This window comes from Streptomyces venetus (genome assembly GCF_039540295.1).
Classification (GTDB): Bacteria; Actinomycetota; Actinomycetes; order Streptomycetales; family Streptomycetaceae; genus Streptomyces; species Streptomyces venetus.
On record NZ_BAABET010000004.1, the window covers coordinates 590,810 to 606,488 of the forward strand.

Genomic DNA, 15,679 nt, shown 5'->3' on the forward strand with positions numbered 1-15,679 from the left:
CGTGGGTGATTGTTCTCCTCAGGAGTTCTGCTGGAACCCTCGCGGCCAAGGGGATCGGCATACTGCGTTAATGCGGACGCAGCAGAAGATTCCCCCCTTGATTCACCAGACTTGGAAAGACGCCGATGTACCCGCCCATTGGAAGAAATGGGCTGATTCATGGCGCCTGCATCACCCCGACTGGGGTTATCGCTTGTGGACCGACTCCGACAATCGCGCATTCCTCCAGGAGCACTATCCATGGTTCCTGCCGGTCTACGACGGCTACGCGGAACCGATCATGCGGGCCGACGCGATTCGCTATTTCCTGCTCGACCATTTCGGCGGGCTCTACGTGGACCTGGACTTCGAGTGCCTGAGCCCGGTCGACGACATCCTTGACGGGCACGAACTCGTCCTCGGCTGCGAGCCCCAGGCGCACACACAGCTGCTCCTGGCCCGGCAGCGCGGACTCAGCCGCATCGTCGGCAACGCGTTCATCGCGTCACGGCCCGGCCACCCCTTCTGGGCACATGTGCACCGCCAGTTGGTCGGCGCCCACAGAATGACCGGTGCTCTGGACGCCACGGGCCCCTTCTTCCTCAGCAGAGCGATCGACAGCGCCCCGGAGCCCGCCTCGATCACGATCCTCGGCCCGGAGGTCCTGTACCCCGAGGTGAGCCCCTACGCGGCAGAGCTGTTCGGTCCCCAGAAAGCCGACTACGAGAATGCGCACGCCGTGCACCACTGGTCCGGCAGCTGGGTGCGCGACGTCCCCGGGACTCCTCGGGCCTCGGTCGGCAAACGGTTCCCCTTCTGGGCGAGCCAGGAGCTGCACCCCGTCGCCGACGGCCTCCTCAACCTGGACGCGCAACGCCGTCGCTGGGCCTCGGGCGCGCCGGCGCCGACGGTGTCCTGCCTGATGGTGACGAAGGACCGTTCGTCCACCGCCCGCCGGGCGATCACGTGCTTCCGTGCGCAGACGTATCCCAGTCTGGAACTGGTCGTCGTGGAGGACGGCACGGACGACGCCCTGGAGCAGTACGTTCGCGAACTGGGCGACCCCCGGATCCGCCATCACCGGCTCCCCCCGGAAGGGCGGCCGCTGGGCGAACTGCGCAACGAGGCGGTGAGCCTGGCCACCGGCCCCTACGTGTGCCAGTGGGACGACGACGACCTGTACGACCCGGAGCGGGTCGAGACCCAGATGGCGGCCATTGCCTCACTCGGCGCGGACGCCTGCTTCCTCGCACGTGAGCGGCTGTGGTGGCCCGCTCGCCACAAGCTCGCGATCTCCTGCGCGCGCGTATGGGAGGGGTCGATGGTGTGCGCCAAGGACCGTCTCCCGCGCTACCCCGCACTGCGCCGGGGCGAGGACACGCCGGTGGCGGAAGAAGTGGTCCGCACCTGCCGGGTGGTGTCGGTCGACGCACCCGAGCTGTACACGTACGTGTGTCATGGCGGCAATACGTTCCACGAGGCCCACTTCGCGGAGCACTTCGAGGTGGCGACCGAGGTCTGGTCCGAACCCGGCGCATACGCCGAGCGGTTGCTCGCGATGGCGACACGGCTGCCGATCGAGCCGGAGGACATCGCCCACGCTGAGGTCCACCCCGCCGCCCGAGCCTCCGAGCGAAGCGCGCGGAAGGCCCCCGAGCCCGCCCCCGGCCCGGCGAGTGAGCGTCCCCCGGTCCTGGTGCTCACCCCTCTGAAGGACGCGACGGCGTTCCTGCCGGGCTATCTGGAGAACCTTCGCGCCCTGGACTACCCGCGTGAGGCGATCTCCCTGGGCCTGCTGGAGGGCGACAGCACGGACATGACTCCGGATCTGCTCCGGCAGGTCCTGCCCGGCCTCGAGGCGGAGTACCGGCGGGTCACCCTCGTCCACCGTGACTTCGGCCTCCAGCTGGCCGGTCCCCGATGGGAACCCGGCATCCAGCGCCGGCGCCGATCGGTGCTGGCCAGGGTACGCAACCATCTGCTCGCCCGAGCCCTCGACGACGAGGAGTGGGTGCTGTGGCTCGACGTGGATGTCACGGGCTACCCGGCCGATCTCGTCCAGCGCCTGCTCGGCGCGCGCAAGGACATCGTCGTCCCGCACTGTGCCACGACGGCCGGTGGACCCACCTACGACCTCAACACATTCGTCCTGCACCCGAAGGCAAGCACGCTCAACTGGTCCCAGTGGCTGCGCGACGGCATTCTGCAGCCACCCAGGGGGTTCGGCCGCACGTACCTCGACGCACTGCGCGGGCAGGGGCTCGTCCGCGTCGACTCGGTCGGCGGCACCGCACTGCTGGTACGCGCCGACCTCCACCGGGACGGCCTGGTCTTCCCCTCCTTCCCGTACCAGCACCTCATCGAGACCGAGGGTCTGGCCGCGATGGCCCGGGACATGGGCACTTCCTGCTGGGCGCTACCCGACCTGGAAGTGCTGCACCCCCACCACGCCACGGACGTGGCGGACATCGGGGCCATGGCACCATCCTGACCGAGTAGCTCACATGGAGTATCCGTAATGGCACACTGAGTAATGAAATCCTACGGTGGTGCTGCTGCCCCTGCCTCGTCGTTCACCAGCGGCAGAGGGCGACTCCCAGTCCCCGAAGGAAAGGCTCCACCGTGAAAGCCCGTGTCATGTCCTCCCTGGCCCTGCCTGCCGCACTGGCAACCGCCGGACTGCTCAACAGCGCTGAGGCGGCCTATGCGGCCGCCCTCGGTTCGGACACGCTGACGGCGTCGGCACCGTACACGCACCAAGGGCAGCAGATAGGCGGCGCCGTCCTCACCTCCGGGGACGGGCACCCCTGCACGCCCATCGGGAACGTCACCGTCACCGACTACGGCCACTGCTGCACGCCCATCGGCAACATCACCGTCACCGAGTACGGCCACTGCTGCACGCCCATCGGGAACATGACGGTCACCGACTACGGCCACTGCTGCACTCCGGTGGGCAACGTGACCATCTGTGACTACGGGCACCATCAGGAGCACGGACACGGCCACCACGACGACCACGTCCCCGGTCGTCAACTGCTCTCCAGCTGACATCCGGCCGGCCCGCGACGGGGTCCTGGGATCAGGGCCCGGGGGGGGGCGTCGGCGCCCGACGTCGCGGAATCCTGCCGCCCGTACCCCGGATCCCCTCCGCCCTGTTCCGTTCCGAAGCGAAAGACGGCGCATGCCCCACAGATCCGACCCTCTGGTCTCGGTGGTCATCCCCTGCCACGACTACGCCCGCTATCTGCCCGAGGCCGTCTCCAGCGTCCTCGCACAGACGTTCCGCGACTGGGAGCTCGTCATCGTCGACGACGGCAGCACCGATGACACCGTCGAGGTGGCCCAGGACCTGGTCGCCCGCCACCCCGACCGGCGCATCAGGCTGCTCCGACAGGCAAATGCCGGGGTGTCCGCCGCGCGCAACACCGGAATCGAGGCCAGTACCGGCCGCTACATCCTTCCGCTGGACGCCGACGACATGATCGCGCCCACGATGCTGGAGAAAACCGTCGAGGTACTGGACAGCGACCCCGGCATCGCCATCGCCTCGACCGATGTGTTCACCTTCACCGACGACGACCTGCCCCCGCAGGCGATGCCTCTGCCCGCCTACAGCAGAGAACTGCTGCTCCAGCGACTGATCATGTTCTACTGCTCGCTGTACCGCCGTGAAGCGTGGCAGACCGTGGGCGGGTACGACGAGACCATGCGGGCGGGAGAGGACTGGGACTTCTGGATCGGTTGCGTCGAGCACGGCTTCGACGCCCACCACATCCATGAACCGCTGTTCGGGGCCCGCAACAAGGACACCGGGCTGCACCTGGAAGCCGCCGAGAACGACCTGGCGATCCGGGCCCGGATCGTGGCCAACCACCCGGACCTCTTCAAGCCCATCACCCGGGGCTGGGCACAAGCCGTGCTCACCCAGGACGCGGAAGCCTGTCTGTCGGACGAGCACGTGCCCGACGACATCCTCACCCGGGCCGCCGAGATGGACCAGTTCCTCTCCGCGGTCATGGCCTTGCAGCGCACCACGCGGGTGCAGTACTACCACATCCGGCGACTGGAGAAGGCGCTGGCCGCTCAGAGCGGCATGGCCGGCCCGTCAGTCCCGGAGCGAGAGTCTGCCCCGGCGGCTTCCTCCGCCTGACAGGGTGGCCCGGGTCGGCCGGGCCACCACAGTGCCTCCCGGGCCCCCGCGGCAGACGCGAGGTTCACGGCAGTCGCCAGTCCACCGGCTGCGCGCCCTGCCGCACGAGCAGGTCGTTGGCCCGGCTGAAGGGACGGGAGCCGAAGAAGCCCCGGTCCGCCGACATCGGCGAGGGATGAGCGGACTCGATCGCGGGGAGATCCCCCAGCAGCGGCCGCAGATTGCGCGCGTCGCGCCCCCACAGGATCGACACCAGCGGCTTCCCCCGTGCCACCAGCGCCCGGATCGCCTGCTCGGTGACCTCCTCCCAGCCCTTGCCCCGGTGGGCGGCGGGCTTGCGGGGGGCGGTGGTGAGCGCCCTGTTGAGCAGCAGCACGCCCTGCCGGGTCCACGGCGTCAGGTCCCCGTTGGACGGCCTGGGCAGCCCCAGGTCGGAGTGCAGCTCCCTGAAGATGTTCTCCAGACTGCCGGGCACATTGCGCACCTCAGGCGCCACCGCGAAGCTCAACCCGATCGCCATACCCGGTGTGGGATAGGGATCCTGACCGACGATCAGGACACGGACGTCATCGAACGGCTGCTGGAAGGCCCGCAGGACGTTCTCCCCGGCCGGAAGGTACGTCCGGCCGGCCGCTATCTCGGCCCGAAGGAAGTCTCCCATCGCCGTGATGCGTTCGGCCGCGGGTTCAAGGGCCTTCGCCCAGCCTGCTTCAACGAGTTCATACAAGGGTCGTGGTGCCACAGCGCGTCACTCTACTGGCACACAGCGAAGCTCCGCACAAGCCGACAGCCCCCACGCCAGGGCTTCTTTCGGCGCTACTCTTCACTCTTCGTCGAAGTCCTCAAGTCGGTCGGGCACATCGCGCAGTCGGCCACTGGGAAGGAGGGGAACGTGTCGCGTCCAGTGGTCGAGCCACTCCGCCGGGGTCGTCCCGCTCGGCCGGCTCTTCGTCCTGAACGCTTCCCGCTGGTCCGTCAAGGCGGCCGACCGGTGTACTGGCGCCTGCCGTGAGCGGGGCGTCGGGCGGTCCGGGCTTCCTCGCGGTGGACTCCGGCGGGTCCGGCCTCCGGGCGGTGGTGGGGACCGCCGAGCGCGGGCCGCTGGCCCGGCGGACGTCCGCCGAGCCGGTACGCACGGGTGACCGGGGCATCGATCCCGAGCACTTCATGGCCCAACTCGTGCCGTTGGTACGGGCCTTGACCGACGAGACCGGGCCGGTGCGCCTGACCGCCGCCGTCGTCGGCGCGACCGGGCTGGCCTCTCTCGGTGACGCGCTGCGCGCCGAACTCCCGGACGCCCTGGCCCGGCGGTTCGGGGTGCGGAGGGTCGCGCTGGCCGCCGACGCCGTGACCGCGTACGTGGGAGCCCTCGGGCCCCGGCCGGGTGCCGTGATCGCCGGCGGTACGGGTCTGATCGCGATCGGCACCGACCTGACGGGCTGGCGCCGGGCGGACGGCTGGGGGCATCTGCTCGGCGACTGCGGGGGCGGTGCCTGGATCGGGCGGGCCGGGCTGGAGGCCGCGCTGCGCGCCCACGACGGGCGGGAAGGCGGCTCGGCCCGGTTGCTGGCGTGCGCCGAGGAGGTGTTCGGGCCGGTGGCGGGGCTGCCCGGCGCGCTGTATCCGCGGCCGGACCGGCCCGCCGTCCTCGCCTCCTTCGCGCCTCAGGTGGCCGCCTGCGCGGACGGGGACCCCGTCGCGGCGGACATCCTGCGTGCGGCCGCCCGCCACATGGCCGAGTCCGCGGCGGCCGTGTGCCCTTCGGGCGGTGAGCCCCGCCTCGCCGCCACCGGTGGCCTGTTCAGGATGGGCGACCCGCTCCTCGTCCCTCTGGACGAGGAGCTCGCGCAGCGGCTCCCGCACGCGCGGCGGGTGCCGGCCGAGGGCGATCCGCTGCACGGCTCGGTGCGCCTCGCGGCCGAGCTGACCGCCGGTCCGCTCACTCTGCCGGGTGACGAGACCCTGCTGTGCGTGACGACCACGTGGGGTGAGGGAGCCGATCACGCATGATCCGTACGTAACTCAATCCGTACGTAACTCATCAGACAAAACGGGACGGATACCGCTCACCTGCCCCCTCCCCGAACAGGGGAGCCCAAGAAACCAGTAACATGCGGCGCCATGAGTTCCCCCACTGGACCCGAGTCCGGCCTGCCAGTACGAATGCCGCGACCCCGCCAGCCCGGACGGCACCGCCGTCCCGAGCCGCTGGTGGCTCCCGAGGGCGCGCCCGCGCTCGTCCTCGCCGTGCCGGGCACGCCCAGTAGCGCCACGCGCAGCCTCGCCGAAGAGGTCGTGAGCATCGCCCGCTCCGAGCTGCCCGGCCTCGACGCCCGCATCGGGTACCTCGACGGGGACAACGCGGAGTTCCCCTCGCTGCGGACCGTGCTCGTACGCGCCGCCGAGGAGCGCACCGCCCGCTTCGAGCAGGCTCGGGCCGCCGGCATGGACGTCAGGGAGCCCGACGGGCCCGTCGCCGTCGTCGTGCCGCTGCTCGCCGGCCCGGACAGTGCGCTGCTGCGCCGGGTCCGCCAGGCCGTCATGGAGAGCCGTATCGCCGCCGAGCTGACGGATGTCCTCGGCCCGCACCCGCTGCTCGCCGAGGCGCTGCACGTGCGGCTCTCCGAGGCCGGTCTGGCCCGCGCGGACCGCGCGCGGCTGTTCACCGTGGCCACCGCCGCCGACGGCATCATCCTGGCGTCCGTGGGCGGTGACGAGGCCGTGCAGGCGGCCGGGATCACCGGCATGCTGCTCGCCGCGCGCCTCGCGGTGCCGGTGATGGCTGCGGCCCTGGACCAGGAGGGTTCCATCGCGTCCGTCGCGGACCAGCTGCGCTCCTCGGGTTCGCAGCAGCTGGCCCTCGCGCCGTATCTGATCGGCCCGGAGATCGAGCCGGGGCTGGTCGCGGAGGCGGCGAAGGAGGCGGACTGCTCCGCCGCGGAGTCGCTCGGGCCGTACCCGGCGATCGGGAAGCTGGCCTTGGCCAAGTACACGACGGCGTTGGGGATCACGCCGCAGCAGGTTCAGGGGACGCCTGTTCGCTGACGTCCACGTCGGCCGTGGAGGCCCGCTCCGTCTCGGGGGCGGGCCTTCGCCATCGGTGTGTGTGTCGACCGCCGGGTGCGGTGCGTTGTGACTGGTCGCGCCCACGCGCCGGAGCCGCACATCGACACAACCCCCGCGCCCCCGGCCTCTTCAGCCGAGGATCACGCAGGACGCCGCCGGCACCCTGATCGAGCCTCCGCGTTCCGGGACGCCCGTGTGCGGGTCGACGGCGAACCAGGTCACGTCGCCGGAGCGTTCGTTGGCGACGTACAGGAAGCCGTCGGAGGCGGTGAGGGCGCGTGGCCAGTGACCGCCGCAGGGCACGGTCGTGACCGGGCTGAGCTTCTCGCCGTCGACGGCCAGGACGGACAGCACGTCCGCTCCGCGGGTGGCGGTCCAGACGAAGCGGCCGTCGGGCGAGGTGACGATGCCCGACGGGTAGGCGTCGACGGCCGATGCGTCGGGCAGGACGGGGGTTTCGGTCAGCGGGGTCAGCACGCCTTCGGACGCGTCCCAGCGGCAGACCGTGACGGAGGGCGTGAGCTCGTTGACGACGTACGCGCGGGAGCCGTCCGGGTGGAAGGCCAGGTGCCGCGGGCCCGAGCCGGGCCGCAGGGCGGTCTCCCTGTGCAGGGCCGGAACGCCGTCCGCCAGCGTGCACACCCGTACCGAGTCGGTGCCGAGGTCGACGCTGACGGCCCAGCGGCCGCTCGGGTCGGGCTGCACCTGGTGGGCGTGCGGGCCCTGCTGGCGGGGCGTGTGCGGGCCCGCGCCCTGGTGCTGGAGAACGCCGGAGGCGGATCGCGCGAGGGTGCCGTCGGGGCGGACGGGGACGGCGGTGACGCTGCCCGAGCCGTAGTTGGCGGTCAGGACGTGTCCCGCGAACAGACCGAGGTGGGTCGGCCCGCTTCCGTCGACCGGCACGGGCGGGCCGGCCGGCTCGGGCTCGTCCCCGTCCACCCGGTAGGCGGCCACGGCGCCCTCGGCCGTCTCGCTGACGGCGTAGAGCGTGCCCCCGTCGGGCGAGAGGGCCAGGTAGGACGGGTCGGGGACGGTGTTGACGCCGCCGAGGACGGTCAGCGCACCGCTGTCCGGGTCGACGGCCGCCGTGACGATCCCGGGGCCGCCGGCCGCCGTGAACGACCCGATGAACGCCCGTCGCCTGCCACCGTCCGCCACCACTGTCCCCTCTCGTCGCCGAGCCGCCCGGAAAGACCGCGCAGTCGATCATGCGCGGTCTAGACCAGACGGTCAAGGGTGCGGTGGACCGGACGCCGCTCAGGCACCGGCCAACGGCGACCCCGAGGGCGTACGCAGCGGCCGGGCCAGCTCCGCCAGGGCCCGTTCCAGGCCGTGCAGATGAGCGAGGGCCGGTTCGGTCGCCGTCGGGTCGTCCGTCAGGGCCGAGACGTCCCCGCCCTCCGTCAGCGCCTCGACCGCGGCCTGTACGCGCCAGCAGGCGGCGGCGAGGCGGGCGTCGTGGGAGGCCTCCGGGTCGGCGGCGACGGAGACCAGGCCTCGGATCTCCCGGGCGCAGTCGTCGAGCAGGGCGAGCACGTGCCGGGCCCGCCGCTTGCGGCCGAGCATCGGGTTCAGGGGGTGGACCAGCGGGGCGACGGAGAGCCGCACCCGGGCGAGCAGCTGCTCCAGCTCGGCCACCCGCGGGGCGGGGTCTGCGTCGGCCGCTCCCGCCAGACGCCGGGCGGTCTCGGCGGCACAGTCGTGGACGCAGCGCAGGGCCCGCTGGATCCAGGCGTCGGTGACGCTGTGCGTGGTGACGGGCAGGACGAGGATCACGGCCAGTCCGGCACACAGCGCGCCCACACCGGTCTCCGCAAGGCGGAGCTCGAGCAGACCGGGGTCCAGCACGCCCAGCAGGCCGTACAGCAAGCTGACCATCACCGTCACCGCCAGCATCATCCAGGAATACGAGACTGCGGCGGTATAGAAGATGCCGAAGACGCAGACGGCGACCAGGGCGGCCGTCGGCGCGGGCGCGCCATGCAGCGGGATGGCGACCAGCAAGCCGATGGCAATGCCGCTCACGGTTCCGAAGACCCGACGGAAACCGCGGACCAGGGTTTCGCCGCGAGAAGCCGTGTTGACGAAGATCCACCAGACGGTACCGACGGCCCAGTACCAGCGCTCCGCGGAGAGCGACTGTCCGATCAGAAGCGCGAGAGTCGAGGCAGCAGTGGCCTGGAATGCTTGCCGGGTGGTGGGCCGCGCCAACCCGCTGCCGGGCGGGGCCGGCGGGGTTGCCGCAGGTGGGGTGCGACGCTCGATGGGCCAGAGCACGAATCGCGTGGCGCCGGCCGTGGCGAGGGCCAGGCCCACAGCGGTGCAGAGCTCGGGCAGCTGAGCGGGAACCGCATGCAGGAACTGCGTGATGAAGAAGTTCATGAACGCGAAGATCCCGAGCGCGTGACCCCGCGGGCCCCAGCGTCGGGCATAGACCCCACAGAAGACGACGGCCAGGAACGTGGCGTCACGAGCCGGGGTGATGCCGTGCAGTGTGGTGGCAAGCGCCAGCACGGGGAATCCCGCGATGGGAAGCAGGGCGGTGGTGATCCGCTGGTCACGGACGGTCGCATCGGTGACCGTGAAGAGGGCGAGCAGTGCCGCGAGTCCCGCAGTGATCGATGCGGTGAGCGATAGCCCGCAGAGCTCGGAAACGGCGACGGCGGCGCCGACACCGATGACAGCGCGGGTCGCGTTCCGCAGCCTCAAGCGCCCCGGGTCCGGAGCCACGAACATCCTCTTCACGGCGGTGCGCCGCCCCCCTTGCGGTGGTACGCGCCCTACCCACGGTCGTCCGGGGTGGCGGACAACAAGCAGGCAAGACGAAGGCACCGCGGTCCGGACCCGGCCTCGTCGCCGTCCGGCGCTACGCGGCGCCGCAAGTACATGGATAGGGCATTAGATAACCACCTCGGACCCCACTGGCTCAACTGTCGCGCCAATGAGTGTGCCAATGGCACAGCTGATCAGCCTTGGCAGTGACCGATGAGGGGCCAATGGATCAGGTTGTACCGACGCTGGCCTCCTGACGGTTGGGATCGACCACGACAACCAGACGGCATAGGTGATCCCCACATCCGGCTTCGCGAAGGGGTAGTCCTCCAGGGCCCAGTCCTCATGTCCGAGACGGCTCGGCCGTACGGGCTGTTCACCGTTCCGCAGTTACTTCCGGCGGTCCCCGAGCGCGACGTCGGGCAACCCCTGACGGACGGCTTGCCGAGCGCGGTCAGCTCGGAGATGGCGCCCGCCCCGCTGCGCGAGACAACGACAGCGGCCAGTGCCCAGCACGCCAAGGGCTCCAAGGCATGGGCCATTCAGTGGACGGGGCGCCAGTGCTCCAGCGCAGCATCCAGCAGAGGTGCCTCGGGGTCATCCCAAGTCAGGCAGCCCCACACCAGACCGGGCACATCTGGGCCCATGGCATCGGCCGGCCCTTCGGTGAGCGTGCGGTGAACGGCTTCGAGGTAGGCGGCGATCGACGGATAGCCAGGCTTGTCGCAGGCCAGATCGTCCGGCAGCGACCAGTAGCCGACGCCGCCCGCGCCCACATGGTGCCCGGATTCGAGGCCGGTCTCGTCGCCGGTCAGCCACGGCACCACCGCGGAGCCCCACACGTCGCCGCGGCCGATCTCGGGCAGCCTCGGCCTGAGCGCGTCCGCCGGGCCGAGCAGGATCCCGCCGGGCAAGAACGCCCCCGAGCCGACCTCGCCCTCTTCCTCATTGGCCTCGATGTACTGGTGCTCCACACCGCCACACAGCCGCCAGAGATCGCCCAGCTCGGCCGGAAGACCGAAATTGAGGTGATCCCTCAGCTGGGCGTCGGCAGCCTCGATGGCCTGCTCCGGAGCGGGCGGCAGTAAGGAGGCGTAGGAGACTGGGGCATTCGCCTCCAGCCAGTCCGTGAGGCGGCGCCAGGCCGTCTCCACATTCCATTGATCGCTCATCCCGCCAACCTACTGAGTCCTTCTGATCTGGCGGTGGGCTTCAGCCCAGGTGAGCCAAGTGCCGGCCACCTGACGGTGGTGGCGTGCAGGACAGTCCGGCGCCCGTAAGGGAATGTCCGGCGAGGCCGCACACGGCGACCGCGAGCGCGATACCGAGTACGGCCCGGGTGGCGAACCGCAACCGCTCCGCCCCGGATCCGGACCATGAGCGGGGCACCACTGGCTCAACAGGCATCTTCTAGACTGGGCCATTGGTACAGCCCGAGTGGCCGGGCGGCGGCCGTGGCAGAGCCGACGGACGAGGAGGACGCGCCATGCCCGTGGACGAGCTGGACACCCGCATCCTGCGGCTGCTGCTGGAGCAGCCGCGCACGAGCGTGCGCGAGTACGCCCGGATCCTCGGCGTCGCCCGGGGCACGCTCCAGGCCCGGCTCGACCGTCTGGAGCGCGAGGGCGTGATCACCGGTACGGCACCGGCTCTCTCCCCCGCCGCGCTCGGGCATCCGGTGCTCGCGTTCGTGCACATCGAGGTCACCCAGGGCCACCTCGACGAGGTGGGCGACGCGCTGGCTGCGGTGCCGGAGATCGTCGAGGCGTTCTCCATCACGGGCGGCGGGGACCTGCTGGCCCGGGTCGTGGCGCGGGACAACGCCCATCTGGAGGACGTCGTCCAGAAGCTGATCAGCATGCCGGGGGTCGTCCGCACCCGCACCGAGGTCGCCCTGCGCGAACGCGTCACCCACCGGATGCTTCCGCTGGTGGAGTCCCTCGGGCGTGCGGCCCGGACCTGACCCCTCACGGTCTGCGGATCACGGCCTTTGGCATGCTGCCACCATGAGCAATCTCGGCGGCGTGTCGGTCATCTTCGATCTCGACGGAACGCTCGTGGACAGCGAGCCGAACTACTACGAGGCAGGCCGGCAGACCCTCGCCGAGCACGGCGTCCCGGACTTCAGCTGGGCGGACCACGAGCGGTACGTGGGCATCAGCACCCAGGAGACGGTCGCGGACTGGAAGGAGCGGTACGGCCTGCGGGCCTCCGTGGAGGAACTGTTCGCCGACAAGAACCGCCGCTATCTGGAGCTGGCCCGCAGCTCCACGCGCGCGTACCCCGAAATGCGCGCGTTCGTGGAGCTGCTGGCGGCCGAGGGCGTGCCCATGGCCGTGGCCTCGGGTTCCTCGCCCGAGGCCATAGAGGCGGTCCTGGCGGGCACGGGTCTGGACGCCCGCCTGCGGACCGTCGTCTCGGCCGACGAGGTCGCACACGGCAAGCCGGCCCCCGACGTCTTCCTGGAGGCGGCCCGCCGGCTCGGCGCCGACCCGGCGAAGTGCGTGGTGCTGGAGGACGCCGCCCCGGGAGCCGCCGCCGCGCACGCGGCAGGCATGCGGTGCATCGCCGTCCCGTACGTCCCGGCACAGGCGGACGCCCCGGAGTTCGCCACCGCCGGGCTGCTGCTGAGGGGTGGCCAGGAGGAGTTCACGGCACAGGTGGCGTACGAGTGGCTGGTGCGCTCGGCCGGTCTTTCCTGAACTGGCCTCTCCCGACCCGTTGACGCTCCCCCGTCCCCTCCCTAGGGTCTGGTCGATCATTCGCACAGTGTTCGACATTTCGGCCACACACATGAGTACGTGGACACCGCGGAGGCGCATACATGGCTCGGCCCCTCTCCAGACGATCCCTTCTCCAGGCCGCGACCCTCGCCGCGGCCGTACCCGCGCTCTCCCGGACGGCGACCGGCCGGGCCGCCGCCGCGCCCGCCGCGGCGGCGGTCGCCGCGGGAGTCCTCGAGGCCCCGTCCGCCTGGAGCGTACGGCCGTTCGGTCTGGAGGACGTGAGCCTCGGCCGGGGCGTCTTCGCCGACAAGCGGCAGCTGATGCTGGACCACGCCCGCGGTTACGACGTGAACCGGCTGCTCCAGGTGTTCCGCGCCAACGCCGGTCTCGGCACGGGCGGCGCGGTCGCGCCGGGCGGCTGGGAAGGGCTGGACGGCGAGGCCAACGGCAACCTGCGGGGCCACTACACCGGCCACTTCCTGACCATGCTGGCGCAGGCGTACCGCAGCACGAAGGAGAAGGTGTTCGCCGACCGGATCGGCACCATGGTCGGGGCGCTGACCGAGGTGCGCGCGGCGCTGCGGCGTGATCCGGCGGTGCTGAGCGTCACCGGGAAGTTCGGGAGCGCCGCCGACCAGGTGCGCGGCTCCTACCAGTACGTGGATCTGCCGGCCGCCGTGCTCGGCGAGGCCTCGTCGATCACCCTCTCCGTCTGGGTGCGGCCCACGCACGACGCCAACTGGACCCGTGTCTTCGACTTCGGCGACGACACCACTCGTTACCTGTACCTGGCCGCCCGCAACCAGGCCGGGGTGCCGCGCTTCGCCATCACGACCTCGGGCGCCGACGGCGAGCAGGGGCTCGACGGCACCGTCGCGCTGCCGCTCGACCGGTGGAGCCATCTGGCCGTCACGCTCGCGAACGGCACCGGCACCCTCTACGTCAACGGCACGGCCGTCGCTCAGAACACCGCGATGCACCTCACCCCGGCGGCCCTCGGCACCCTGAAGAACAACTGGCTCGGTCGCTCCAACTACGCCGCAGACCCTGTCTTCGCGGGCTCCTACGAGGAGTTCAACGTCTTCTCACGGGCGCTGACCGCCGCCGAGATCTCCGAGTTGCAGGACCGCCGGGCCGCCGACGCCTCGACCGGCCGGGGCGACCTCGCGTCGTACGCCTTCGACGAGACGGAGGGCGGCACCTTCGCGGACGCCTCCGGCCGGGACCTGACCGCCACCCTGCGCCGCACCTGGGGCGGGCCCAGCCACCCCGGGTTCCTCGCGGCCTACCCGGAGACGCAGTTCATCGACCTGGAGTCCAGGACCACCTCCGACTACACCAAGGTCTGGGCCCCGTACTACACCGCGCACAAGATCCTCAGGGGTCTGCTCGACGCGTATACCGCCACGGACGACGAGCGGGCCCTGGACCTCGCGTCCGGCATGTGCGACTGGATGCACTCCCGGCTGTCGAAGCTGCCGGAGTCCACGCTCCAGCGCATGTGGGGGATCTTCTCCAGCGGCGAGTTCGGCGGCATCGTCGAGGCGATCTGCGATCTGCACACCCTCACCGGCAAGGCCGAACACCTCGCGCTGGCCCGGCTGTTCGACCTGGACCGGCTGATCGACGCGTGCGCCGCGAACACCGACATCCTCGACGGGCTGCACGCCAATCAGCACATCCCGATCTTCACCGGGTACGTGCGGCTGTACGACGAGACGGGCGAGGAGCGCTACCTCACGTCCGCGAAGAACTTCTGGGACATGGTCGTACCGCACCGCATGTACGGCATCGGCGGCACCAGCACCCAGGAGTTCTTCAAGGCGCGGGACGTGATCGCGGGCACGATCAGCGCGACCACCGCCGAGACCTGCTGTGCGTACAACATGCTCAAGCTGAGCCGGACCCTGTTCTTCCACGAGCAGGACCCGAAGTACATGGACTACTACGAGCGGGCCCTGTACAACCAGGTGCTCGGCTCCAAGCAGGACAAGCCGGATGCGGAGAAGCCCCTCGTCACGTACTTCATCGGGCTGACGCCCGGTCACGTCCGGGACTACACACCCAAGCAGGGCACGACCTGCTGCGAGGGCACCGGCATGGAGAGCGCCACCAAGTACCAGGACTCGGTGTACTTCGCACAGGCCGACGGCAGTGCCCTGTACGTCAACCTGTACAGCCCGTCCACGCTCACCTGGGCCGAGAAGGGCATCACGGTCACGCAGACCACGTCCTTCCCCCGCGAGCAGGGCAGCACGCTCGCCTTCGGCGGCGGGCGCGCCTCCTTCACGCTGCGGCTGCGGGTGCCGTCGTGGGCGACCGCCGGGTTCCGGGTGACCGTCAACGGGCGTGCGGTGTCCGGCACTCCGAGGCCCGGGAGCTACTTCGACGTGTCCCGGACCTGGCGGGCCGGCGACACCGTCCGTATCGCCATGCCGTTCCGGACGCGGGTGGAGAAGGCCCTCGACGACCCGTCCTTGCAGACCCTGTTCCACGGGCCGGTCAACCTGGTCGCCCGTGACTCCGCCACGGAGTATCTGAAGGTCGGGCTGTACCGCGACGCGGGACTGTCCGGGGACCTGTCGCACTCCCTCACGCCGGTGCCGGGCAAGCCGCTCCACTTCACGCTGGACGGGATCGAGTGGGCGCCGTTCGCCGAGGGGACGGAGGATCCGACGCACGCCTACGTCCGGCGTTCCGAGCCGAAGGCCGTGTTCGGCGGCCGGGACTCCGGGGTCGCCAACCCGGCGAAGGCCGACGGCACCACGCTCCTGGACGAGATCTGGGCCGGGGCGCCGTTCCGGAACAAGGAGGCGCTGGTATCGCGGGTGCGGTCCACGGTGGGCGCGTGGGTGACGGCCGGGCTGCTGAGCAGGGCCGACGGCGACCGGGTGGTGAGCACGGCGGGCGCTGCCTCGTACCGGCTTTGAACCGATGGTCAGCGGCGGGCTGTTCACAGTCGTGGACGGCCCGCACACAGTAC

General features: G+C 70.9%; 12 protein-coding genes and 1 pseudogene. 8 read left to right on the forward strand and 5 right to left on the reverse strand.

The window, feature by feature from the left end:
- Positions 1-70: 70 nt before the first annotated feature.
- The 3 genes from ABEA82_RS16410 (at position 71) to ABEA82_RS16420 (ending at position 4,132) form a co-directional block, all read left to right on the forward strand.
- Positions 71-2,470: a glycosyltransferase gene (locus ABEA82_RS16410; protein ID WP_345662218.1), complete on the forward strand. Its 2,400-nt coding sequence runs from the start codon at positions 71-73 to the stop codon at positions 2,468-2,470.
- A gap of 131 nt (positions 2,471-2,601) precedes the next feature.
- Entirely contained in the window at positions 2,602-3,030 is a 429-nt protein-coding gene (locus ABEA82_RS16415) for a hypothetical protein (RefSeq protein WP_345662219.1), read from the forward strand.
- Positions 3,031-3,163: 133 nt separating this feature from the next.
- Positions 3,164-4,132, forward strand: a complete 969-nt coding sequence (locus tag ABEA82_RS16420) for a glycosyltransferase family 2 protein (protein ID WP_345662220.1) — start codon at positions 3,164-3,166, stop codon at positions 4,130-4,132.
- A gap of 64 nt (positions 4,133-4,196) precedes the next feature.
- Here ABEA82_RS16420 and ABEA82_RS16425 read toward each other — a convergent pair whose 3' ends face one another.
- Entirely contained in the window at positions 4,197-4,874 is a 678-nt protein-coding gene (locus tag ABEA82_RS16425; protein WP_345662221.1) for a uracil-DNA glycosylase, read from the reverse strand.
- A gap of 266 nt (positions 4,875-5,140) precedes the next feature.
- Between ABEA82_RS16425 and ABEA82_RS16430 the strand changes: the two genes are divergently transcribed.
- On the forward strand, positions 5,141-6,142 hold the full coding sequence (locus tag ABEA82_RS16430) for an N-acetylglucosamine kinase (RefSeq protein WP_345662222.1): 1,002 nt from the start codon (positions 5,141-5,143) through the stop codon (positions 6,140-6,142).
- A 111-nt stretch (positions 6,143-6,253) separates the two neighbouring features.
- Positions 6,254-7,177, forward strand: a complete 924-nt coding sequence (locus ABEA82_RS16435) for a sirohydrochlorin chelatase (protein ID WP_345662223.1) — start codon at positions 6,254-6,256, stop codon at positions 7,175-7,177.
- A gap of 150 nt (positions 7,178-7,327) precedes the next feature.
- Here the strand turns inward: ABEA82_RS16435 and ABEA82_RS16440 are convergent, their stop codons facing one another.
- From ABEA82_RS16440 to ABEA82_RS16455, 4 genes and pseudogenes are all read right to left on the reverse strand, one after another.
- Positions 7,328-8,356, reverse strand: a complete 1,029-nt coding sequence (locus ABEA82_RS16440; protein WP_345662224.1) for a lactonase family protein — start codon at positions 8,354-8,356, stop codon at positions 7,328-7,330.
- A gap of 99 nt (positions 8,357-8,455) precedes the next feature.
- Positions 8,456-9,934, reverse strand: coding sequence for an FUSC family protein (locus ABEA82_RS16445; protein ID WP_345662369.1), 1,479 nt, complete (start codon positions 9,932-9,934; stop codon positions 8,456-8,458).
- A 466-nt stretch (positions 9,935-10,400) separates the two neighbouring features.
- A pseudogene (locus ABEA82_RS16450) lies at positions 10,401-10,479 on the reverse strand (glycosyltransferase); the annotation flags it as partial.
- 33 nt (positions 10,480-10,512) lie between these two features.
- The gene (locus tag ABEA82_RS16455; RefSeq protein ID WP_345662225.1) at positions 10,513-11,142 is read right to left on the reverse strand and encodes an SMI1/KNR4 family protein; all 630 of its coding nucleotides are present in this window, start codon (positions 11,140-11,142) and stop codon (positions 10,513-10,515) included.
- A gap of 314 nt (positions 11,143-11,456) precedes the next feature.
- Between ABEA82_RS16455 and ABEA82_RS16460 the strand changes: the two genes are divergently transcribed.
- From ABEA82_RS16460 to ABEA82_RS16470, 3 genes are all read left to right on the forward strand, one after another.
- On the forward strand, positions 11,457-11,933 hold the full coding sequence (locus ABEA82_RS16460; RefSeq protein WP_345662226.1) for an Lrp/AsnC family transcriptional regulator: 477 nt from the start codon (positions 11,457-11,459) through the stop codon (positions 11,931-11,933).
- A gap of 43 nt (positions 11,934-11,976) precedes the next feature.
- Positions 11,977-12,672 carry an HAD family hydrolase gene (locus ABEA82_RS16465; RefSeq protein ID WP_345662227.1) on the forward strand — a complete coding sequence of 232 codons (696 nt, stop codon included), beginning with the start codon at positions 11,977-11,979 and terminating at the stop codon, positions 12,670-12,672.
- Between the two features lie 122 nt (positions 12,673-12,794).
- Complete coding sequence (locus tag ABEA82_RS16470) at positions 12,795-15,626, forward strand: beta-L-arabinofuranosidase domain-containing protein (RefSeq protein WP_345662228.1); 2,832 nt, start codon at positions 12,795-12,797, stop codon at positions 15,624-15,626.
- Positions 15,627-15,679 lie beyond the last annotated feature (53 nt).